Origin of the sequence: Phyllobacterium sp. 22552, from assembly GCF_052044585.1 — a bacterium.
Taxonomy (GTDB): Bacteria; Pseudomonadota; Alphaproteobacteria; order Rhizobiales; family Rhizobiaceae; genus Phyllobacterium; species Phyllobacterium ifriqiyense.
In genome coordinates, this window is the sequence record NZ_JBQENG010000013.1 from 15,171 (window position 1) to 39,514 (window position 24,344).

16 protein-coding genes are annotated in these 24,344 nt (G+C 52.3%); all 16 read right to left on the reverse strand.

From position 1 onward, the window contains the following. Positions 1-311: 311 nt before the first annotated feature. The 16 genes from ACTJI9_RS22070 to ACTJI9_RS22145 all read right to left on the reverse strand — a co-directional run bounded on the left by ACTJI9_RS22070 (position 312) and on the right by ACTJI9_RS22145 (position 24,104). On the reverse strand, positions 312-2,069 hold the full coding sequence (locus ACTJI9_RS22070; RefSeq protein WP_336442237.1) for a tetratricopeptide repeat protein: 1,758 nt from the start codon (positions 2,067-2,069) through the stop codon (positions 312-314). Further along, positions 2,066-2,905, reverse strand: coding sequence for a family 16 glycosylhydrolase (locus tag ACTJI9_RS22075; RefSeq protein WP_440810964.1), 840 nt, complete (start codon positions 2,903-2,905; stop codon positions 2,066-2,068). The genes ACTJI9_RS22070 and ACTJI9_RS22075 overlap by 4 nt, the downstream gene beginning before the upstream one ends. Beyond that, on the reverse strand, positions 2,902-4,248 hold the full coding sequence (locus tag ACTJI9_RS22080; RefSeq protein WP_115054035.1) for a polysaccharide pyruvyl transferase family protein: 1,347 nt from the start codon (positions 4,246-4,248) through the stop codon (positions 2,902-2,904). The genes ACTJI9_RS22075 and ACTJI9_RS22080 overlap by 4 nt, the downstream gene beginning before the upstream one ends. 2 nt (positions 4,249-4,250) lie before the next feature. Next, positions 4,251-7,082 carry a glycosyltransferase gene (locus ACTJI9_RS22085; RefSeq protein ID WP_440810965.1) on the reverse strand — a complete coding sequence of 944 codons (2,832 nt, stop codon included), beginning with the start codon at positions 7,080-7,082 and terminating at the stop codon, positions 4,251-4,253. A gap of 40 nt (positions 7,083-7,122) precedes the next feature. Beyond that, a complete protein-coding gene (locus tag ACTJI9_RS22090; protein WP_336442234.1) occupies positions 7,123-8,649 on the reverse strand; it encodes a DUF6212 domain-containing protein in 1,527 nt (508 codons plus the stop codon). A 276-nt stretch (positions 8,650-8,925) separates the two neighbouring features. Beyond that, the gene (gene galE, locus ACTJI9_RS22095) at positions 8,926-9,939 is read right to left on the reverse strand and encodes a UDP-glucose 4-epimerase GalE (RefSeq protein WP_336442233.1); all 1,014 of its coding nucleotides are present in this window, start codon (positions 9,937-9,939) and stop codon (positions 8,926-8,928) included. A 69-nt stretch (positions 9,940-10,008) separates the two neighbouring features. Then, the gene (locus ACTJI9_RS22100) at positions 10,009-11,196 is read right to left on the reverse strand and encodes a polysaccharide pyruvyl transferase family protein (RefSeq protein ID WP_336442232.1); all 1,188 of its coding nucleotides are present in this window, start codon (positions 11,194-11,196) and stop codon (positions 10,009-10,011) included. A 31-nt stretch (positions 11,197-11,227) separates the two neighbouring features. Then, positions 11,228-12,556: a glycosyltransferase family 4 protein gene (locus ACTJI9_RS22105; RefSeq protein ID WP_440810968.1), complete on the reverse strand. Its 1,329-nt coding sequence runs from the start codon at positions 12,554-12,556 to the stop codon at positions 11,228-11,230. Beyond that, the gene (locus ACTJI9_RS22110) at positions 12,553-14,793 is read right to left on the reverse strand and encodes a hypothetical protein (RefSeq protein ID WP_115054106.1); all 2,241 of its coding nucleotides are present in this window, start codon (positions 14,791-14,793) and stop codon (positions 12,553-12,555) included. Before ACTJI9_RS22110 ends, ACTJI9_RS22105 begins: the two co-directional genes overlap by 4 nt. 17 nt (positions 14,794-14,810) lie before the next feature. Next, a complete protein-coding gene (locus ACTJI9_RS22115; protein WP_440810970.1) occupies positions 14,811-15,584 on the reverse strand; it encodes a hypothetical protein in 774 nt (257 codons plus the stop codon). Positions 15,585-15,594: 10 nt separating this feature from the next. Continuing rightward, a complete protein-coding gene (locus ACTJI9_RS22120) occupies positions 15,595-16,848 on the reverse strand; it encodes a glycosyltransferase family 4 protein (RefSeq protein ID WP_440810972.1) in 1,254 nt (417 codons plus the stop codon). Next, positions 16,845-17,690, reverse strand: coding sequence for a class I SAM-dependent methyltransferase (locus ACTJI9_RS22125; RefSeq protein ID WP_115054043.1), 846 nt, complete (start codon positions 17,688-17,690; stop codon positions 16,845-16,847). The genes ACTJI9_RS22120 and ACTJI9_RS22125 overlap by 4 nt, the downstream gene beginning before the upstream one ends. Beyond that, complete coding sequence (locus ACTJI9_RS22130) at positions 17,687-19,945, reverse strand: glycosyltransferase family 2 protein (protein ID WP_440810973.1); 2,259 nt, start codon at positions 19,943-19,945, stop codon at positions 17,687-17,689. Before ACTJI9_RS22130 ends, ACTJI9_RS22125 begins: the two co-directional genes overlap by 4 nt. Before the next feature lie 79 nt (positions 19,946-20,024). Further along, on the reverse strand, positions 20,025-20,684 hold the full coding sequence (locus ACTJI9_RS22135; protein WP_115054044.1) for a calcium-binding protein: 660 nt from the start codon (positions 20,682-20,684) through the stop codon (positions 20,025-20,027). Positions 20,685-20,979: 295 nt separating this feature from the next. After that, complete coding sequence (locus ACTJI9_RS22140) at positions 20,980-22,398, reverse strand: HlyD family type I secretion periplasmic adaptor subunit (RefSeq protein ID WP_336442226.1); 1,419 nt, start codon at positions 22,396-22,398, stop codon at positions 20,980-20,982. Further along, complete coding sequence (locus ACTJI9_RS22145; protein WP_336442225.1) at positions 22,395-24,104, reverse strand: type I secretion system permease/ATPase; 1,710 nt, start codon at positions 24,102-24,104, stop codon at positions 22,395-22,397. Before ACTJI9_RS22145 ends, ACTJI9_RS22140 begins: the two co-directional genes overlap by 4 nt. Between the last annotated feature and the right edge of the window lie 240 nt (positions 24,105-24,344).

Below are 24,344 nucleotides of genomic sequence, written 5' to 3' on the forward strand. Positions count from 1 at the left end.
TGAGGCTACTTGATTTGCCAGTTCTTTGGAGTGCGCTCGGGCGTGGCTTCACCTTGAGCGGCAATGTCATGCAAGGTAAGGTTCGGTTAGCGTCAACAATGCCAGTGATCAAAGACATCGGCCAGCGTCAAGCAGCCGGCGCTTGGCCACAACACCGTATCGACTATCCGCCGTCCGGTATATTGAGGCGACCAGTCTTCTGACGGTCATAGCGAGTGTGGTTCTTTTAACCTCTTTAGCCCGCGCCCCTGCGAACATAAGAGCGGGCATGGCAAGGGATCGCCACATCCGCGTTTTGACAAAATGGACGATTATGACGAGCGGGCAGCGACCTTCTGCGTGCTCAGCCGATCAAGAGTTTTGAGAGCCCAATCCCAATCAGGCGCTAACTCGGTACCTCGCATGGCAGCTTCAGTGGCTTTGACCCTATCGCCATTGACCTCGTGTAATTGCGACCGCAGCATATAAATTTCTGCTCTTTGCCGGGCATGAAAAAGTGTTTCAAGCAATCGGTCGGTGGCAACGAGACCCTGCTCTGGATTGGTTTTGGTGTGAACGCGCAAATTGGCGAGCTTGAGCAAGGGCCACGTCCATTCAGGCTTGGCATCCGACGCGCGTACAAAAGCTTCGGCAGCTTCTTCGATATTATCAAGTGCCTCATGACACCGGCCAAGCAATTGCCAGGCATCTGCAGAATCAGGGCGCCGTGAGAGATAGTCTCTCATGATCTCTACAGATTCAGCATGTTTCTGTTGCCGGAACAGCACTTGTGCAAGCTGGTAGTTCCACCAGTCAACATTGCTATCCAATTCAATTGCTTTTCGAAGCTGCTCTTCGGCTTTTTCCGGCTGCTCAAGCCGCATTAGTGTAAGAGCCAGTTGATGCCGGGCACGGGCATTCCAGGGTTCGGCTGCAACGGCACGTTCGGCATAGACTTTGGCATCATCCAACCGCTCACCCAAGCGGGACAATTCCGCCGAAATCAGATGATGAGCTTCCGGATTGTCCGGATGGTGCTTCTTCAGCTGCTCGATCAGTGCGGCGCTGACCGATTTGCCGCTATGAGTCGAAATCAATGCCTCATAGATCGGCCGCACTGGGAAGACTTCCAGCGGCACCTGCAAGGTTTGTTTGGTGGCCTCCGCAAGATCATCCCGTGACAGGAGTTTCATTTTCGAGCGGACCACGGATGCATAGCTGAAATGTGGCGTATCGACCGGTGGATCGATCAGAAAACGCTCGACAAATTCAGACAGTACAACATCGGGCTTGTAGGCCTCAATCAGTTCCCGGTCGAACGATTTGCCATAAATATAGACCAGCGTACTGAAACTCTCCTTCAGAAATGGCAGGAGATTGCCACCGAAGGAATCCCCAAACATGACGCAACGCGGCAATGTCGTGTCCTTATTGGTGAAAACGCGGATACGGCCACGATTTGGAATCCGATTGTCAAAAGACAGCTTCCCGGCCGCGTTATCTATTCTGGCAGACAGAGTAGGCGCTGACACTGCCGGCTCGAACTTTATGCCGAGATCGCCAACATAGGGAACTTCTTCGAAGGAAATGCGCGATGGTTCGATCTGCAGGGGTTCAATGCCGTTTTGCGACAGTCCCCGACAGAACTCCTGATAACCGATATAGGCCCCAAAACCGCTCCAATGCGTGTCTGTTTTGGGATAGGTAAGTCCTTTGGACTTGCCTGCACGTATTGCTTCAAGCGGATAGACTATCTTTGATGCACGGCGCGGTCCAAGCGCCGTCATGATCTGGTGCAGCGGCCTGGTATCGGCAATCTCCACCCAGTCCGGTAATTGCTCGGAGTAGACGAGCTCCTTGTTTGGCGCGACGAAAACCAAATGTTGTGCGCCAAGCGATGAAACATAGGCGTCACGCTCAAGGATCAATTTACGCCAAGCTTCGATGCCTTTCTGGTCAAGAATATGCCGCCCGGTAATCTGGTCGATAACGCGATTGGAATCGTGATCGAGAAATATCCAGCCATCCTTGCCCAACAGATATTTCTTGCTTTTGTCGGCGCGCGACGTTGAGGTAAAATCATCGGTCATGAACATCTCCTGACTTGCAATTCCTGCCATTCGGTATTTTGAAAGACACGAATATTTCTAATCGAGGTCGCAGCCCCATCGACATCGCCATCGTCTTTCCCTGCAAAAGATGCCACTGCATTGCTGAACAGTAACTGCGCTGGCGTATGCGCAAAATCATTGACGGCTTCGAAGATTTTCTTTTCATCGAAATAGAATTTGAAGCTGTCTTCGCTCCACAGCATGCCATAACGGTGAAACTCGTTTGCAAGCTTGAGCCGCGGGCGGTAACTCTTTGAGAGCACCTTTTTCACTGGCAGCCATTGGCGAGCTGTCACATGCACGAGATTGGGGAATTTGGCTTCAACTACATCGAGTTCGAAACGTTTATCCCCCTCGCTATCCGGCACTGAGGTCAGCCAGAATGCATTATTGACGCCCGCTTCATTGGCAATTTTCATCTCGCATTCAAAATAGCCATAGCGCTGACGAAAATCTTTTGTCCGCACATAGCCACCAACGAAGGGTCGATTACCGCCCCGGTTGTCGCGATTTCGCCCCAGATTGAGCGAAAGCCCGGCACCGGAGATCGTGACATTTTCCGGCCGCCGGACAGATTTTGTTTCGCCGCCGCTATCGGTAACCTTGACCCACCGCTGATCAAAACCCGCATTGTCGGTAAAATTATCGGTGAATGACAATTGCCAATCCCCGGAGGCGCGCTGCAGAGCAGACGGCAGATTGGGGCAAAGCGCACGGGCAAGAGCGGGCCGTGCAAGCAAACCAGCCGATGCAACACCAAACCCTGCAAGGGTCAGAAAGGAGCGTCGGCTGAGTTGTGCACGGCCTTCATTCATTCAGCAGCCACCTTTGCTGCCGGTGTTTCCTTAAGACTGCGCAAGCTGGTTTCAAGATTCCATGCACGGTTGCGAAGCACTTCAACTTCACCGGTCATGAAATCGATTTCGCTACGGAACCACGAAACCGCTTCATGAATGTTATGCGGTACCTGTACCAGATTAGGTACAGACTGGGGCTTGTCAGCTGGCGCTGCCACTGGCTTCGGCAGTACGTGGTTGAGCTTGTTCTCCGTCAGGAAGCGATGATACTCGGCAAAGTTCTGGCGGTAGATATGTTGAACCTTGGTGAAATCAGCCTTTTCAAGCAGTTTCTCGAGGTTGATCGGAAGGTAGTCCTCGATCTCTATTGAAGGAATAGCAAAGAGTGAGGACAATTCGCGGATGCGTGAGTCATAGGTAAAGAAGATTGCCGGTATGCCCTGATGCAGGGCAATAACATTGCCGTGCAGACGGAAGCCGACCATGACATCGACATTTGCAGCCGCGTCTGCTGCCCACTCGTCGATATCGAAGAACGCGCTCATGCGGTTGTTGAGCATTTCCTCAGCTTCAGGATGGCCCAGCAAACCGAATTTGGTCAGGATGGCCTTGACGTTATCCTGCTTTTCTTTGCCCGAAGAGAAGATCGCCAGCGTCTCTTCCCGCTCACCCTGTGAATAGAGCTTGCTGGATGGGCGTTTGGCAACGGCATCAATCAAAGCCCGCTGCATCCGATTGGTCTTCGTCGCATTACTTGCATAATCAGCAGACAGATATTTGTTCAGGGTCAGGCCAATACGTGCCTTCTCCGGATCAATCGACTTGATCGCAATTGAAGGACGCAAGGAACGGTAAAAACTGGGGCAGCCAATAACGCGCACGTTCTTGATACCAAGATCGTTGAATATCTCGGCACTGTAGAAGCCGCGAACGCCGATTGTTTCGCACTTGTCAGCGATGATCTTCCAGGCTTCAACCGTGCCCTTTGGAACATTGAGCTTCTTGTATTTGCCAGCCTGCGCACCAACGCCGATAGCAACGACCGGACCTTTGAGCTTCTTCAGCAAAGGTACAACGTGACCAAGATCAACGGTCTCGGTCAGATAGTTCGATCCACGCACAACAGTGGCTTCATAGCTGTCATCCTGAGGCCATAGCTTTTCATTTCCCGCATGGGAAAACTGCACGTTCCTGATTTCATCATAGGCTAGCGCCTTGAGCGTGGCATCATAGACGAGAACGTCGCCTGTGTTGATGCCGCCCTTGTTGAAGGCCGCAAGCGGATCTTCAAACTTTAGATAGGCTGCCTTGTTGCCGGGCTTGACCGCAGCACCACCATTCAGAACGAAAAGTTTCTTCATCGCTAGTTCCTCAAATTATTCATATTGGCTGACCCGGCAGCAGCGATTTGCAACGGCCTGATTTCGGTAATTTCATTACGATCTTCTTGATCTTCGTCGATTGCTTCCGCGTCCACGCGGTGAATCCGACTGGTCGAGATTGGTACAACGGTCTGCTCCAGAACTTTCGGAGCCTGCTCAACGCTCTGCGGTAACCGGTCGGGGAACCATGCCTTCAACTGCTTGACCAGCGGTGAAACACTTTCCTCCCAGGCGAGGGCGCCGCCGCGAATGGCTGCCGCTTCCGAAAGACGCTGCAAGGCATCACGGTCGGCCGCCAAGGCGGAAATAGCTTCTGTGAGTTCGCGGATAATTACTGTGTCATCTTCAGACCGGATAAGCAGCCCATCCACAGCGTGATCGATAAGTTCATCAACAGCACCGACAGCTGTCGCAATCGGCACGCAGCCAAGCCGCTGGGCTTCAATAATTGTCAGTGGAGCGCCCTCCCAGCGCGATGGCAATACAACAACGTCCGCCCATGCGAAGGCCTTGTTAAGATGACGGCTTGAATACACCGGTGGCTCAACCTGCACGCCAATTTCGGCAAACCGGTCCTTCCACGATCCGCCCGCACCGGCATCCATCACGTCGCTGCCAATAATTTTCCAATCAACGGGCTCTCCGCGTTCACGCAAATCCCGAACTGATGCAAATAGGCGCTCAATTCCTTTTTGTGCATCTAACCGGCCAAGAAACAGGACGTTGAGCTTGTCCCTTTGGGACTTTACCCGCCGTGCCGACAGTATGGTGTCTCGCTCTTTGGCGGCCAATGCATAGCTTGCTGCATTTTGTATATGCGTGAGCTTTGCTATTGGCACACCCATGCCATGCAACCATTCGACCATATCGTTCGAGCAGGTAAGAATCGCGTCATAGACATGCTCAAATGCCAGTGTGAGATAAGGATGACCGGCATCACGCCCCATTCTGGATTTATCCAGCACATGGACATAGTTCAGAACCTTGACACCGCGGCGGCGCAGATCGCCCAGCAAGGCGTTTACGGGTGCCACTTGATTGTTGATGACAACGTCAAGCCCAGCCAGAAAACCCATGATCTGCTCAGCCTTGGCTGCTTCGTCATGCCCCATCATCAGGTCATGGCCCGCAAATTTGTTTGGCCCACCCCAAAGTGGGTAATCGTCGGACAAAAAGTTGACCGATTTGAACACGCCGTCATTTTCCGGGACGCGATTGTAGATCGCTTTTCCAAACAGGAAGAGATGCACTTCACATCCGGCATTCTTCAAAGCGTTGGCAACCGCATAGGCTACCTTTTCCACGCCGCCAAAACTGGCGATTGGCAATAGGAAACCGACGCGCAGCGGGTTCGAAGCCTGCGGCAATCGTGGCATGACAGGCCTTGCGCCCACCGCATGGCGCAACAGCTCGAAATAGCGGCTCCGGTTGGGAAAATAAACGGATCGCCAAAGCCAACGATTCCTGGTCTTTGAGCGATATCCTGAGTCACGCAATGCTCCAAGCGTAGCTAAAAGTGCATTTGTTGACGATAAAGCCGTGCTTTGCATTTCGCGTGCTGTAAATGGTCCACTCACAACAATTTCCACGACATTGGGCGATGGAACAGCCTTGTGCAGCGAGCGTATCCAATCATCGGAGGTGTCATCTGCACAGGTGGAGAAAATATCGAATGTGCACATCCAGCCGAAGGGCTTGTCGGCAAGAGGCTCACCATCATTAATGGTGCGGATATCTATTCCCATCCTGGCATTATTCCGTTCGAAGCGTATCGCCACGAAATGATGCTTCTCAGCGATGCGTTCACTCAACCATAACAGATTATGAATGAGGCCAAGGCGGGTTAGAGCTTCGCGATGGGCGGCGGTCATCCAAAGCATGAACGGCGGAACTCCGAATGTTTCCGGTTCCGTCTTTGCTGCCCAAAAGCGGGTTACAAAATCTTCGAGGCTGCATTTGGCGTGATCAACCGTCGGGTCGGTAAACATATCGACTGCATAAGCCCCCATGCCGATTGCAGCATATCGGGGTGCCTCCTGATGCTCCCAGGTCAACAATGTTTCCGTAGCGAAGAGTTTCTTATGCTTCTGGCGGATATAGGTGAGAATGCCCTCCCGGGTGCGATTGGAATCGCGAAGCATGCTCTCGGCACGCTGCCGGTACTCGAACCCGAAGAAGGGATAGTTGGCACCAAGAAATCCGCGCCCGATTGCCTGTAGCCAGAAATCCCAGTCTTCAAACCCGGATGTCATGCTTTCATCGAAGCGAATGCCTGCATCAAGCATGCGCCTTGAGACCAGACTTCCAGCCTCGCAAATATTATCGAAGGTCAAATGCAACAGGCGTGAATATTGGGTCGTATAGTTCCCATTCCATTCAATCCCGAACTTGTCGATGTTGGGGTATACCCAATCAACCTTGTCATCGGCCTGCATGAAAGCCAGAATGTCGCGAAGGGCAGTGCTCGTAATCCGATTGTCAGCATCAAGAAAGTAAACAGCCTCGATGCCATCGAAATTGCGTAGCGCAAATTCAATCCCGTAATTGCGCGCTGAACTTAATCCGCCGTTTGCCTTGCGCAGATAAAAGACATTTGAATGCGCCATGGCATAGGTTCGCCCGATTTCGCCAGTCTCGGGAAAGGGGCAGCCATCATCGATAACCAGTACAGCAATCTCAAACGGTGCCTGTTGTGCCAGCGCCGATTCAATGGCTTCTGCCAACAATACCGAATGTTTATAAGCGGGAATGATGACGGCGACCTTAGGCGAAAAACGTGGTTCCGGCTCTTCACCCGAAGGCAACTGATCCACGACTTGCTCCCGTAAACGGTTTATCTGGTCCAGCATGAAACTACCCGTTGACCATAAGACTGACATTGCGGAATTTGGCCCACGCGAAACTGTTGTCACCCGGTGTCGTCATCCGCGTTGCGAAATAGATATTCTGCCAAACACCGATCTGATCATTGATGAACGCGCTGATCCGATTATTTTCTCCCGGCGCAATGCTCACCCATCCAGAGAACCCTTCTCCCGGGTCCACCGTCCGTTGCTCGGCAAATAGCGGCCGCGCATTCTCGAGGCTCGCGGCTACGACAATCGCAAATTCGACATCCTGCGACTCTTCGTTGTCAACGACGACATCCGAAGAAATCCTCAATATTTTAGGAGGGCACGCGGCGGGAATCTGGCCGATTGTCATGCCTGTTGACGGAGGGTGACAACCCACTGCTTTCTCTTCAGGCAAAGGAAGGATGGCGGCAAACTCGAAAGAGATTTCATCGGTGTTTGCCAAAGTGGCGAGATCAAGGATACCAGACGCAAGCGGCATCTCCCTGAATCCGCCTTCGCGAACCTTTTCCGATTGAGCCGGCAAATAATTGGCCCAACTGGGCAGAACAACACCCGGCATTCCGCACCAGACCTGGATAGCCAAACTGTTCTTTAGCAGCGGCACATCATTGGCGGCATCGCGCACCTGAAACATCTCCAGCGGCTGAAGCCCGCCGAGCGACAAGAGGGGCAGTTCATCATCAGCGCCGTCCACCTGCACCCGCAAGTTCAGCGTGCGCCGCAATCCCGCAAGAGTTCTGGAAAGACCAAGGTAATTCCAACCATGCTTGAGCTTGCCCAGCGGAATGACCCAGCTCTCGACGATAGCCATGTCTTCCATAGTCACGAGTTGCGCATTTAAGGTAGCGTCATCGCGATGTGACAGGCGATCGAAATGTATGGCAATGGCACTAACGCCCGCGCTTGCGACAGGAAGCACCTGTGATACGCCATCAAAGGAAGCATCTGCCAATACGTTTGAACGAGATGAGCTGGTTACAGGCTCGTTGGAGAAAGCAAGTTCGAAGGGTTGCATCCCCTTGCGATCAATAAAGCTTTCGACAGTGGCAAAACGATTTTGAAGGTTATCGTTCAAAGTCCTTAACGCCAACAGCTCCCGGTTTGATTTGACCATTCGCCGTGCATCAGAAACCAGCATTCCCGACAGTTTCCTGATAAGGACACCGGCCGTCTCCATTTCCTTGCCCGTTCGCCACTCAAGGATCACCGGTTCCTCAATAATACCTCGGCCCTTTAGCCAATCGAGCAATCGCTTCTCGCGCCCTCTGTGTGCTGGATTTAAAAGAACAGCCAGGATGCACAAAGGCGCCTCAAAGGCTTCTGTTTTGACCCCCACTGCATCGGAGAAAATTGCGGCCTCATCCTTGACCCCTTCGAATCCGAGAATCTTTACCGCATTGGATAGCTCACTCGGCAAATCATCATGTTCGATGCCCAAGCGTAATAGGATCGGTTCTTTTAACAGATCAATGTTTTTCGAAGATTTCGTAGCCGGCGAAAGCTTGTACGAAGTCTGAACCGTCATATTCTGGACCCTTGATCGATTGATGTGTTGGAATTTGAATTTCTATACATATAAAATGGCAACTTCATGAAGATTGTCACATATTTCTATTGCAGTGCAACAATAAAATTATTTCAACTGTTTGGCATTATTCTAAAACAAAACTGGTATTATTATGGACATAACTTGACTATATTATAATAGGACTTTACTTCAATATTTGAAATATTATTTTCCGGACAATAGCTTGCCAAACCCGGCAATCGACTGCCGGGTTCGGCCTTCAGGTCGATATGCTTAGACGGCCACGCGTTCCTGCTCTTCAAGCCGCATTGCCTGCAGCTGACGTTCCCAGGCAAGCGCATCACCTACAATTGTATCAAGATCTGCACGCTTTGGCACAAAACCGAAGTCGTTACGGACACGATCATTTGCGGCCACCAATATTGCCGGATCCCCTGCACGGCGGGGAGCCATTTTTACGGCGAAATCCACCCCGGATACACGCTTAACAGCATCAATAATTTCCAGAACCGAGTAGCCGTATCCATAACCACAATTTGCTGTTGTGCTCGCACCGCCTGCCTCAAGATAATTGAGGGCGCACAGGTGAGCTTCCGCCAGATCGCTGACATGGATGTAATCGCGGATACAGGTTCCATCGGCGGTCGGATAATCCGTGCCATAGACTTCGATATGGGACCGGTCACCGGTGGCGGCCTGGCTGGCGATCTTGATTAGATGGGTTGCGCGAGGAAATGATTGGCCAGAACGCAGCTTCGGATCAGCGCCAGCCACATTGAAATAACGCAATGCAACAAACCGGAAATCCTTATGAGCGGCAGCGGCATCACGTAACATCCATTCGGTCATAAGCTTGGATGTTCCATAGGGAGAAATTGGCTGGTGCGGCATATCCTCGGTGATCGGTGTCCGCTCGGGTTCGCCATAAACGGCGGCGGTCGACGAAAAAATGAAATGCCGGATGCCTTCCGCGATGGCGGTTTCCATCAATGCTCGCGACTGTACCGTATTGTTACGGTAATAGGATAGGGGATCACTAACGGAGTCCGGCACGACAATCGAGCCTGCAAAGTGCAAGATTGCCGTGATGCTGTGCCTGCGGATCGTGTCAGCAACCAGGGCCTGATCACCGACATCGCCCCGAATAAAGGGAACGCCTTCTGGTACCAGCCACTCGAACCCACAACTAAGGTCGTCGAGGACAACAACATCTCTTCCCGCATCTTTCAGGGCAAGAACCATGTGACTGCCTATATAGCCTGCGCCACCTGTAACAAGAACGGTCATTGATAACTCCTGGGAGGTTATTTCTAGCTTTGTTGAAGATTCTGGCTTTTGCCAATTAGTGAATTTTGTCTAAGCCACACGCCGGACGGAATCCGGTATGTTCTCTTTTGTGTCGACCATCTTGTGGTCGACATGGTTTTCATCAAGAAATCTGCGCATTTCGCCATATGTTCGATACCAGGCGTCATTGTATTTATTGAACAATGTCTGATCCCAATAATCTTCAAGGCGAAACCTATCTCCGCTGAAGACATCGAAGCGGGGTATCTGGTAGGTTTCAGCGAACTCAACTGTGCGGCTGTCATAGGTAAAATAGATAGATGGCACCCCATTCGCCAAAGCCATAAGATTGCCGTGCAACCGGTAACCCAATACGAGATCTTTTGTCTGCACCAGTTTCTCATAGTCGGCCACAACGTCCGAATAGAAGAGTCGCTCGCGGTAAAGCTTCTCGATTGTATCGTCGAGATACCAGTCGGAAGCCCATCGATTGGCCTTCAGCGCCGCGATTGCATCTTCCTTCTGTTCATCAGTTCCCAATACAAGCTTTTTTTCCTCAATCTCGCCCTGCGCCATCAGCGTAACGTTGAATTTGTTTGCGGTATATTTGATCAAATCGCGATGAAATGTCAGATATCGCTCAATATTACGGGCATAGGCTGGTGAGACCTCCCGGCGCACGGTCAGGCCAACATTGCGGACATCTTCAAGCAGGGGCAAAGTGACCTTCAACGTGGGATCATTGCGCCGAAATGCAGTGGGACAGCCAACGATCCGAACGTTGTCAATGCCGATATCTTTGAGCACCTGCGCAGAATAGGCCCCTCGCACGCCAATGGATGCCGTTGAATCTGCCATGATCTTCAGGAGCGTCTTGAGATCTTCAGGCAGTTGTATCTGTCCTTCAACAGGAGCCTGTGCTCCAATGCCCCAGGCGATTACAGGCAGTCCAAGGCGCTTCAAAACCGCAATCGCATGTGGCCAGCCCATATGCTGATGAATGTAGTTCGACCCACGCAGAATCACGTAGTCATATTCTTCTTTCAACCGATCGATTTGATCAAAATTTGGCTCACCGAGCGGCAATTCCCGCAGCTTTTCGAAGTTCATCAGCTTGAGCGATGAGTCAAAGACAAAGGCATCGCCGATATTGTGATAATGGTCGATATATTTTTGAATATCACTGTGCTGGTACCAGCGAACATTATCGTGGTCGTAAACTTCGCCTGATGGGCTCATTACGAGTACACGTGCCATAGAGTATTCCTTTTTGTAACTTTGAAAGCAATCAGCTTGCTTGTGAAAGAACGACTTCGTTCGCTGCCACTGTCTGGGTTGAGCCTTGATGAACAGATCGGAGCAATTTTGCGTAAAGGGCAACGTGCTCTTCCGCACAATCGACATAGTTGGTCGGCTGTCGAATTGAGTGATGCAAGTGATCCCAAATGAGCGGGTCGCTCAAAACCTCGGTGAATCGGTCAGCAAGGTCTTCGGCACTCCGCACGCGGAAATGTAATCCATCTTGCCCATCCCGCACCTTTTCAGCCATGCCGCCAATATTTGAGCAGATAATAGGCCGACGATGATGCAAGGCTTCCTGAATAACGATCGGAGAATTCTCCCACCAGATGGAGGGCATCAACACCCAATCGACGGACTGCATCAGCCGAGGCATCTCGTTATTCTGGTAAGCTCCGTGAAATCGCACACGAGATCCTGCATCTGCAATGAGCTTTTCCATGCGCGTTCGAAATTCTGCGGGCTGCTTTTCAAGATTTCCGCCAAATATCATCAGCCTTGTATCTTCGCCCCAGACTTCCTCTGGCACTCGCGAGACCGCATCGATAAGCACATCAATGCCTTTAAATGGTGTAATCTGGCCGAAATATGCGAAGCGGTTCCGGCGTGGCTTCGGTCCGGAGAGTTCCCTCGGCGGCGTAACGCTATCAATCGACACGCCATTTTCAATGACATGCAGTTTTTCCGGATCCAGGCCCCATTCTGCATATTTTCCGGCAAGAAAACCGCTTGGTGAAACGAAGGCGTCTGCCAGTTCGAGCATTCCGCGCACAAACTTCTCACGTTTCAAAAATCGAGCTGGCGGAATATCAGGAAAACAGGCGTGGCAGTCGATAGGGGACGCTTCATGACAAAGTTTGGACGTACCAACTTTGACCATCTGTCCGTCATTGTTGCAGATAGAAAGGTATTCATGAAATGTCATCAATATGATTGCCTTGGGAAGCGCCTCGCGAATAGCATAAAGAGTTTCCAAACCAAGGCCCAATACATGGTGGAAATGCACCACATGTGGGTTGAGATCGCCGACAAAACGTAAAAGGTCGCGATGAATTTCGTCTGTGTTGTTGTTCGACAGATAAAAATGATCGTACTCGTCCGAATGAAACAGGATTTCATCGCTTGAACGCCGCAGGCTCATAAGTGCAGTCGTTCCGTGACGCGGTATCGGGTGTCCCGCGCGGGCAAGATATACAGATTGAACCCGTGGCAGGGCATTCAGGCCCTTGTGTAAATTGTACGAGGCAATTTCACCACCTCCCAGCGAAATGCTCGGATGCGCGTGAGAGATTACCAGAACGCGGAGTTGTTCGGTCATGCCGGAGTCTCCGTTTTCAAAGTGTTTTCTTTCCCGAAACTCTTGGCCCATCGAGCGTCAAAAATCTGTCTATCAATCCGCTCTATCAGCGCGATCGTGGAAGCCTTTTCGGAGACTATGATATCGTCAGAGCCCAGCATTTGGGCTGATGGCAACCAATAGGATTTGAGACCCGATTGCTTTAACTTGAGCCCGAGGTCCAGGCCTTTCTCATGCGTTCCCATGTAGCCGCGTGTGAAGCCGTCTACTGAAAACAGCGCCTCTCGGGGCATGATACAACATTCAAATGTCGCCGTCGCCACTTCCGTCGTCGCCATACCGGTCACAGCATCAATAGGGTAACCTGCATAACGACTGATCAAGGCGCGATCCGAATGTGCACCGGCTACCCATGTTCCGGCCCAGCGTATGGAATCATCTTCATATGCGAGGGTGGGGGAGAGGACGCAATTTTTGCGCATCTCATAAGCCGTCAGCAATTTATTGAACCAACCCTTGTTCCGGGGGAGCAATGAGGCGGCAAGAAACACAACTGTTTCGCAAGATACTGCTCGCGCGCCAACTTCAAGTGCATCGTAAAGATCCTCTGAGCCACTAGCCGACACCAGCCGGACACTTAGCTTGTAGAACTGCGCCAGTCTTCGCACCCGCACGCCGATGCGATCTATAACGTCAGTGGCCCCGGCAATTACGATGGGCAAACCCCGTGTTTCGGGATCAAGCGCTAGCAAGGCTATAAGCGGTCCAACTTCTTCAACTCTCTCATCAATGCCGATGATAAGCGCCGGACCTTCAATGTCATCAAATGCCCCAACATCCACGACACCGAAGATTTCCGGTGCAGGACGGCTCACATTGCGCAAAAGTGGTACAAGCTGTTGGTCGACTACGTGGCGAAGTGCCCATGCATTTGGGTCAATCGCACGGATCTGTCTGACAACAGCTTCTCGTGATGTGACCCGGATCGGTGTCAAAGGCAGAAAGGCGCGCCGCTGATCGCTGAGGCAAAGCTCGAGATAAAACGGGGCGGTGCTGTCTCCTGATAGTTCCGGCGCAAAGGCAACAAATCCGTGAGCATGCCGATTTGGATCAAGACCAGCATTGAAAGGTGCCCGATTGTCGAATTCGGCGGTGACATCTGGCCTGTCGATACGGGTCCAGTTGCCATCAAGCTGGCACTCGCCGCGATGACGACGCAATTTTACGCTTTCGACATGGCCGTCGGGATCAAGCAACCAGCCAGAAACCAGGAGGCCACTGCCGTCGACGCGTAGGACATTATCAATGCCAGCGCGCACCGGAAGCGGCAAACCGGAAACGGTCTCAGTTCCGTCAAAGCGGTTGGCAGCCGAACGCATTCGAAGCAATATTTCTGTAGAACCTCTAACGCGCGGCAAAATTGCACGCACATGACTTGGCGTTTCCCGCGAACCGACAATCAGACGGCGATCATAGACTTCGGTGAAACGCCATCCGCGCCGTCCGCGAAAGAGCAAACGCTCAATATCGCTTGCTTCGACAGTTTCATTGGCAAGCAACAGTCCGGCAAAGCCAGAAGCTTGATCGTTCAAATCCGGGCGAGCAAACACCGATATCACACATTCCGCCAGAGACGACGCGCGTCCGCTGATGAAAAGCCGCGTCACTGATGGCGTGAGGTCTTGAGCCCAGCCTTGTACAAAGATTTCACCCTCATCACTGCCACCGATAAGCTCGACACATCCATCCGACCGCGCGCCCGCCTGTAGCAAGACGGTAATCGCCGCGAGCTTCTTTCGGCCTATGGGGCCGGAGATCAGGGCCTCCACAAGCCCGTCAATGACGGACGGGAGATTTGCCCCTGCCAGATCTGCGATCATGGCAATCAGATCGCCAACCGATGCGCCTCTATTGGCGAAAGTATAGCGCGTTACCTTTGCCTTATGCTGGAACATGATGGTTTTGAGCGAAGCCCGACGCAGTATGCCTGTAGGAAGAACTGCTACAAAACCATGGGTTCCTGCTGGCGAGGCATTTTTCAATGGCCAGCACACCAAGGTCGCCTTGAGGCTTAGGGCAGGGTCGCCATTGAGGAACACCGCCACGTGCTCCAGGTTGAAATTCCCTATGCCCATAACGAGCACCAGCGTATCGTCAACAGGGCAACCAACAACCATTTCGCCTTCCATGACAATGGAATGGTTTCCCGCTGGTTTGGCAGCGTTGGTTATCGGTAATATGTTCCTGTCATCGCGCAAGTGCATTACTCCCGAGTTCAGTGGAGTATCGTCAAGGAAACAAGGGCTCCCGCGGCAAAACCGACAAGAACAAAAAGCAGAAGGAACAGCGGCTTCACATCACCATTGGACCGCTTCTGCAGCGATTCAATACGCTTTTCCAAGCCTCCAACCACACCGTCAAGCCGCATCAAATGCACATCGAGTTCGGTCAGGCGATTATTTACGTCGCCCCGCATCGCTTCAATTGAACCGCCAATATCCGGACCTTCGACGGACGAATTACCACTATTGCCGTCAAGCACAGGTGCAGCACGTTGCAGAGACCTCTGGTTAACCTGCAGCTGGCGTTGCGCTGCCATCAGCATGTCGAGTTTGTCCAATATCCGCGTCATGGGCGCAGCGATAAGTGCCTCCGCCGCTTGTTCAGCCGGTTTGGGGACACGCAAAGCCTGTTCGACGCCTGAGGCACTGATAGCAACCACAACCAGTTCGGCCGCCCTTATCGAAGCAAATTGCGGCAACATGACATTGAAGGCGTGTGCGCCATCCCCGATGCCGCTTCGCTTCAAATCTGGGCGATCCTGATCAGCTGTTGCTTCGGCGATTGGTTTCCCATCCAGCAATACCCGGATGGTCACCCGCGCGGTGGGTGCAGATGGATCGAAGGCCCAGCCGTAAAGACGTCCATCGTCGACGGCGTCGACCCGGCCCTTCATCGGTTCTGTCTTCAGTGGTCGCGCATTATCTTGCACGGGTGCAGCAGGAGGCTGTGGTAAAGCCTGCGCTGGGACTTGTGTCGCTATAGACATGAACTTCCTTTCAGGCGGCTGCCACACGATCCGAGCGCAATGTCCCGATCAAGTCGAGATACTTCGCTGCCGATGTGGCAATGGTGTCGGGATGGCGTGCGCGACTGGAAAGCTGCTGACGCAGATCGCCGTCTTCCGCGATACGCCGGATAGCTGAAGCCAGGGCCATAGGATCGTTGGGAGTGACGGTCAGACCGTTTGCTTCGTCCTCGATTGCCTCGGCCATGCCTCCGATATTACTGGTAATCACCGGGCAATTGAGGCCCTGGGCTTCCTGGATGACCAAAGGCGCATTTTCCCACCAGATCGAAGGCATGATTGCACAATCAACAGAGGCAATGAGCTTGCCAATATCCTCGCGCCGATAGGCTCCACGTCGCTGGACGAAAGGGTACGTCTCGGCGAACAACCGGTCTATGTCAGCAATAAAGGTCTCACTTTGGAATGGCGCCGCGCCATGGACCCGCAACTCAAAGTCCAATCCTTCGGAAATCAGCTGCTTTGCTGCTTCAAGCAAAACCGTGGTGCCTTTCCACGGATTAAGGTTGCCGAAATAACCAAAGACCGGCTTGGGGCGGGCTGTCTCTGATGGTTTGACCGGCGCACGTTCGGGCTGTCCATTCGGTATCACGCTAATAAGATGTTCTGACAAACCCCAATCAACATAACGCTGCTTCAGAAACGCGCTTGGTGAAACAAAGCTGTCCACTGTGCTTAGCAGCGATTTCAAATGCCGCTCCCGTAAAACAAACTTGTCGAGCGCGATCTCTTTAAAGCAGCTATGGCAACGGTCAGGACTTGCGCCGTAGCAAAGTTCTTTGTTTGTGGTCCGAACCATCAGACCATCATGATGGCAGATTGGGTAATAATCATGCAGCGTCATGACGATACGGCAATCGGGAAGTGTGCGTCTGACGATGTGCGGAAATTCGGCACCGAGCAACAGCAGGTGATGCAGATGAACGACATCTGGCCGAAAATCGCGAAGCAGTTCCACAATATCCGGCACAATTCCATAAAGATCGACTTGGCTCATGAAGAAACGGTCGAAATGACCGGACCAAAGAAGAATTTCGTCGCCAGTGGTGCCGATACTCTGGAAACTGGTTCCAGGGCGAGCTTCACGGTGAATATGATTGGTTGCGCCCAAAAAAAGCGCGTCGCAGCCAGCCCTCTGATACGCCCGAAACAAATCGTGCGCAAAAATCTCCGTCCCGCCAGGATGGAGGGAGGGATGATTGTGGGCAGCAACGAGAACCTTCATCGGCGGATCCCGTCTTTTTCTGCAACAAACAGATCCTGATAATGATCCGACGAAACACCGCGCCAATGACCGAATGATTTAAGGACAGTGTTCAAACCGGCGCCAGTAATCGCTCGGTCCAGAAAGCCATCATCGAAACCCACAGCTGCAAGCGGCGGCAGTTCCGGTACGAACCAGCACGGTCCATTGTCATAGCGTTGAAACCCAAGCCGAGCGTCACGTTTCTTGGAAACATTTTCCTGTGCCACCTTGTCGACGACAAATGCGGTCATGAAGAGACGGCCACCAGGAGCAAGAAGGCGCTCGATTTCGCGCAAATAAGCGCTGACTTCTTCATCCGGCAGGTGGGTGACGATCGAGGTCATGATGATGAAATCGAACTGATTTCCATCGTAAGGAAGGACAAGCTCAAGGCCGTCGATCGCGCCTTTTGGATTGTACAGGTTATGCGCAATATCCACGTGGCGAAATTCGAAGTTTGAATAGATGGGGCTAAGTTTTTGATTGCACCATTCTATACCGCCAGCCACGGGATCAATACCGCAATAAGTGCCTTTTTCGTAGTCGAGATACTGCGTGAGCGGCACCGCCATGCGTCCGATGCCACATCCGATATCCAATATGCGGTCTGTTTTTTCCAGTCCGCCCTTTCGAATGAAATGGCCGAGAAATTCAGCGCCAACGGCCTGATAACTGCCGTCCCCAACAAATATGCTCTCAAGCTCGGGGGAGGGGAGAAACCGGTTCTTCAACACGGTCTCCATCAGCCATTCAACGTAATCATTATCATAGACCCGGACATGATCGGCTGGTGATTGTTTGAGTGCGATGACCTCGGTCAAGCGGCGCTCCTTTCCGACTTGTTACTAACAAAAGGTGTGACCGTATCCTCGTCAGTCTCGTCGAGATAACTCGTCATCAATTCTGAAATGTCGCGGTTCCAGCGCTGCGTATGCAGCCATGAATTGTACTGGCTGGCCAAGCCCCGCATATAATCAGAACTCCGGCGTATTGACCGGCGCTCGAAGTGGTAAAGTGCGACGTTCGGCTCATAGGCAATCTGGAATCCTATCTGGCGGATTTTAAGGCAAAGGTCGCTGTCCTCGTAATCGCCGATCACATAGTCTTCCGTAAAACCTCCAACGAGGTCGTAAATATCCTTTCGCGTAACGAGGCACGCGCCTGTTACACCTGGCACAAAGCGGGCGACCCGAGCTGGCGCATAGTCCCCCGGCATTCCTTTGTAAAAATGGTGATTGAGCCATACTCCGCGCTGATCCCGGGCGAAATAAAGGCCTGCATGTTGCAAAGAACCGTCTTCAAACAGCAATTTGGGTCCGACAGCGCCAAGTTTTTTCTGTTTGAATAGCGGATTGATAAGTTCATCCAGCCACCCCGCCTTGCAGGGAACGACATCCGAATTCAACATCACCAGTATCGTGCCATTGGCGAGGCTGGCGCCGGCGTTGCATGCCCGCGCATAACCGCCATTGCGGTTCATCGTTGCAAGCTTCATCGGCAGATCGTGAAGGATATGCAGTCCACCCAGCATGTGCTCGGTATCGTCCTGAATTTCAGGGGAATCGAGCACGAAAATGATTTCGGCGTTCTCGACGAGCCAGGGATCTGTTGCCATAGCGGAAAGTTGGAAACGCAGAAAATCGAGATTCCGGTACAAAGGAATAACAAGGGAAACCAACGGTGATTCCGGCATAATACCGTAATCCTTCACGTCGGCGATCTTGACCATTTTTCCTATCTTTTGCTCGACCTCCCGCAGGGCTGGCGCCAGAATTCTTTCAAAAACCTGCGCCTTGGCATGCTGTGGCGGGACAGCGCGTAATATACAGTTGCGCTGAGCACCAGCCTCAAAGGGCTGCATCTGTGGCACAAGTGCAGAGGTTGCACCCGAAATCAGCCGCATTTGGAACCGGGGCTGCAACAGCGGCCCAAGATTGTTGACCTGCGGAAGCCAGGCAGCAAAACCTGTCACGTCAGACCGTGATCCGTCCTCACCTTTTCCAGTTTTGCCTGGAAAACTGTAGAAGTTTGGCTTCAGTGGAAGGGCTGTTCCATCTTCGGTTACGTATTCGATACCGGCGAGCATTCCGGACGGATCGTTCGTCCAGCCTCCAACCAATAAGCCGCCATCCAGTGCCAGCGCCAGATCAATTTCGCCGGAAGGCTGAGTAGCAGATTTACCGATTTGACGGGCAGGGAGCGGAGCCCTTATCTGCATGTCGATTGCGGTCGCGATGCCGGCGCCAGGCACCTTTGCAAGATGGCGTACCAGAAAGGCGCGCAAACTTGCATCTCCCTGTTTTTTTCCCCACCATTTCTGGAAATCCGAGGCACTGGCAATGTCGGAGAGCTTGCGCACGGCAACGCCATTCTTGCCTGAAATAACCAGTCGAAACGATTGGGGAAGGGCGCGGGCGGATTCCACAAGCAGGTGGCATTGTTGCAGGCCCTTTTTGACCGCAGGGCCAATAACCAGCTTCACCGGCAGTGAAATGACTGAATTGCCGCTGATACCATATATGGCGGTAACAGCTCCAAGGTCCGGATTGAGACCGGTCTCCAGCAAATGGAGGCCATCAATTGGCTGTCCACAACTGCGCACTTCCCGCGGCTCGGGTGTAAGTGCCACTGTGACCTCGCGAGCGACGCCGGCAAAAATTGAGTTCTGCGAAAGGCGAAAGGCACTTCGCCACGTGCCGAGCAGGTTGTTGAGGAGTTTGACCTGTCCGCCCGAGCCGATATTGCTCAAAGCACGCTCTATATCAAAGGCACCCAGCTCGGAAGCTGGATAGAGCATTACTTCCTGGTCTGAGGTCGAATTGCCATTGGAAAGCCTCAGCGAAACGGGATCGGCCTTCGTCCGCATTGCCCAGAACATACGCTGACCGCCCGTTTCGAGCGGCATGCTGAGGCTGACGAGGGGCACCAAAGGATTTGATGCTTCGATAGTGCATTTTGTCAGCGCTTTGGAGGAAGCTGGAATATCCCATATTACAACAGCCACGTCGGCGCAAAGGCGCGAGATCGAAAGGTCCTGTGGGTAATCTTCAATTTCCGTTGAATGGTCTAGGTGCAACAAATTGCCCTTTCACTCACTGCGCAACGCGAGAAAAAAAGCGTGCCCTGTGGGAGACAGGGCACGCCATAAATCGATATTAATGAACGACGAAGAAATCGCCTGGGTTTGCGAGTACATCGTCAGCGTTCACACCAACCAGTGTGACAGAGTCGCCATTGCCGAGATCGACAACTACGTCACCACCAACCTGGGTAACATGGGAAGCCACATCGTCAGCCGAGTGGATATCCGTTCCATTAATGCCACTCGAAATCTGGAGATGATCCTGACCTGGAGTGAAATCGAGCACGACGTCGTTGCCGCCGCCGCCATTGAAGACAAACGTATCGCTGCCTGCACCACCGATGAGTGTATCATCGCCAGCACCGCCAGAAAGGATATCGTTTCCAGCACCGCCAGAAAGGATGTCATCACCTTGCCCGCCGAACAGAATGTCATTGCCTGCACCGCCGAGAAGAACATCGTCTCCACGACCGCCAAACAGAACATCGCTGCCGTCATTGCCGGTCAAGACGTCGTTGCCATTATCGCCGAACAGGATGTCACTACCGGCGCCACCGAAAATGGAGTCATTTCCGTTGCCGCCGAACAGGAGATCATCCCCATCATCGCCGAATATTGTGTCACTTCCGTTCCCACCAAAAACAACGTCATCACCGCCACGGGCGTGGATGAAGTCATCAAAACGGGAGCCAAACAAAACGTCGTCGTAGGCGCCGCCTTCTAAAGTGGCCATCTGCTTCTCCTTTGTTGTCCTGCATTGAGTTTATGCATTGCCGGAAAAATACCCCGGCGATCGAGTGCTTTGACGATTGTGCGCTGCACCAAATCGAAATGCAACATATGTTATGAATATAAATGTGGCAATCTATAGTAACAATTTATTACATGAATGTATTACGACATATTTATATTAGACTTATAATTGCGCTTTAAACTCAATATACTTTAGTTATGCATCCTTATTAGGCGTAAATTATTTTTAATTTTGAAGTATCCTCAAAAACATCAGCTGTACCAGCGCTTTCCGGCTAATCTTCCCTGAAGGCACGGTTGAAACTGTCGGTGATTGGGCCAGCGATGTAATCAATCGCTCGACGTGACTTGTGCACAATCAGGATTTCTGCAGGCATGCCTGGATAGAGCTTGATGGACGGATTGGCTGTCAGCGACTGGGGAGAAATTTCCGCCCGTGCCACAAAGTAGGCCGTTTCGCTTTTTTCATCGATAAGCTGGTCAGCGGCAACATAGGTCACCTTACCATCAAGCGGCGAAAGGGATCGTTGATTAAACGCCGTCAATTTGACCTGAACTGCAGAATTCACAGCAACGCCATCAATATCGCGTGGACTGATCTTCATTTCGACAACCATCGGCTCGTTTTCCGGAACAATATCAAGAATTGCTTCGCCGGCTGCAACAACACCGCCCGGTGTACGCAGACGAATATTGTCGACGATACCGGCCTGTGGCGAACGTATCTCGACCCGGCGCATGACATCTTTGGCAGCGACAATTCGCTCTTCGGTGTCAGCAAGATCAGTCTGGCTGGTGGTAATTTCACCTGCAATCTCTGATTGCACATCACTTTCAATGCCGGTCAGCGAAAACTCGGCACCTGCTTTGGCCTGTTCCGCTTTGGCCTTATCGCCGGCATATTCACCACGTTGGCCGGCAAGTTCGCTTAGCCGGGTATCGATCTCCGTAAGTTTGGATTTTTGGGCAAAACCCTTTTTGACCAAGCTGGCGATTGCATCGCGCTGTTCGGTGATAAGGGCAATCTGTCGATCTGTGGCTACGATCTGTGCCTCTGATGCCTTTGCCTGCTCGGTATATTGTTCAATGGTTTTTTGCTGAACATCGATGCGACTTGTCTTTTGGGACGAGCGCTTTTGGAAAAATATCTGCTCGGCTTTCATGGCATTTTGTGCCGTGACATCATCAGCTGCACCAAAATCTTTTGGAAACTCGATTTCAGTAGCGCCCGCCTGCTCCGCCCGCAGGCGAGCAAGCTTTGCGATCAATCCAACGCGGCGGCTTTGCAGAGATTGCAACTCCGAGCGGGCCTTTGTGTTGTCCAACCTTACCAGCGGCTGCCCAACTTTGACGACGTCGCCTTCCTGGACCAACAAGCGATCAAGGATACCACCTTCAAAATGACTGATGGTTTTACGCTTTGAATCAACGATTACCGTTCCAAGCGCAACAGCAGCGCTGCCAAGCTCAGCCGAGTAAGCCCAGCCAAAAAAACCACCAAATGCGATGGCTATCGTTGCAACACCGGCAATGATCAGCCTGCGTAGAGGGCTCTTTGCATCTTCCTGCTCGAGGTCGGTGACCCATTCAGGGCGAACCGTGCCAAATTTCGTAGGCAGATTGTCGCCGGTCGATGCGGCGCGCGGGGCAAGCAATTGGGAAACCCGTTTGGGCAGATTGATTTTGTCGGTCATGATGCAGTCGCTCTCTTAGGACCGGTCGGTGTTATCGAGGCAACAACATCCGTGCGCGGCCCGAACTGGGTAATACGGCCGTCCTCAAGGACGAGAAGCTTGTCCGCCACCTGCATAATCGTGGGTCTATGAGCTATCATGATCACGATCGCACCATCATCGCGCGCCTGTTCTATGGCCCGCATCAATGCTCTCTCGCCCACGGCATCAAGATTGGCATTGGGTTCATCCAACACGATAAGGCGAGGGCGGTTGTAAAGGCAGCGAGCGAGGCCAATCCGCTGGCGTTGACCACCTGACAGCGTTAAACGCCCGTCGCCCACAGGCGTATCATAACCCAGCGGCAGTCTTCCGATCATCTCATGAACATCTGCAAGCCTCGCGGCCTCCAGAACACGGTGGGGGTCACTGTCGCCCATGCGTGCGATGTTGTCCTTGATCGTTCCTTCAAGCAGCGCCACTGACTGCGGCAAGTAGCCGGCAATTTCGCCAAATGAGCCGCGCTCCCACAAATACACGTTGTTGCCATCGAGGAAGACGCCTCCTGACGTGGGCTTCACGATGCCGATCATCAGCCGGGCAAGCGTCGACTTGCCGGCAGCCGAAGGCCCGACAATACCGAGAACCTCTCCGGGTGAAAGAGCAAATGAGATGCCCTTGATAATTGGCATTTCGACACCAGGCGCGGCATAGACCAGCCTGTCCACGATAAGATCTCCATGGGGCCTGGGGGTCGGCATTGTTTGTCGCACTGCGAGATTCTGGGCCAGCAAGGATTGAATCCGCTGCCAGTTTCCAATTGCGTTTACCCATTGCCGCCAGGTCTCAACGACCTGATCAAACGGCATGAGAAGTCGTCCGACAATGATACTGGTGGCGATCATCGCGCCAGGCGAAATTTCTTGCTCCATGGCCAGCAATGTGCCGGCGCCGAGCGTTACCACCTGGATCATGAACCGTAATGTGCGAGTGATGGATGTCATGGCACGGCTGCGGCTGCCGCCAAGGTCAAGCAAATCCAGGGCATTCATCTGCAGGCCACGCCAGCGACGGGCCAAAGCAGGTAGCATACCCATGGCTTCAATCGCTTCAGCATGGCGCAATGTTGCACCGATCTTGGAGATTGCCTCGATATTCGCCTGATTGGCGTCTTTCACCAGATTGCGTGTCATCAAATCTGTCACGACACCGCAGCAGATCAGAATGATGACCGCCACAATACCAATAATGCCAAAGACGGGATGCAGCAAAAACAGGACTCCAAGAAAAATAGGAGACCAAGCTGCATCAAGCGGAGCACTTACCGCTGACGATGTCAGAAACGAACGCAACTCGGTCAAGTCACGCAGGGATTGCGTTGCTTTTGGAAGCCCCTGATCAACCGAGGCTTGTACCGCTGCGGTTAAAACCGGAAGGTTGAGCCGACGAACCAATGCGCTGCCCATTGCCTGAAATGAGAGAGCGCGGATGAACTCCAAAATACCGAAAACAATCAACGCGCCAATCGCAAGAATCGTTAGCATCAACAACGTATCTGTGCTGCGGCTGTTCAATACACGGTCATGAACCTGCAGCATATAAAGCGGTACTGTCAGCTGCAAAATGTTGATGCATGCACTGAGCAAAACAGCATAAAGCAGCCCCGCCAAGAATACCCGGCGGGCTTTGAAAATAAGGGTTTGAGGCGTGGGCACCGTAGGTGTCATCGCTTTTTTTCCAACATTGCTATTGCCATTCTCATTGATTTGACGAGTATCTACCATACACTTCTGCCTTGGAAATGACACAGCCGCGGTTTAGCTCCTACGACCTTGGTCTAAGGCCATAGACTAGTAAAGTAATACTGCGCAGAATGTGACAGAAAAAAGTTCTTACGGTGGGGAAATATTCGAAGGAGAACCGAAAACATACTTGTAACTTACTTCAAATTTTGAAGTAACCTTGAT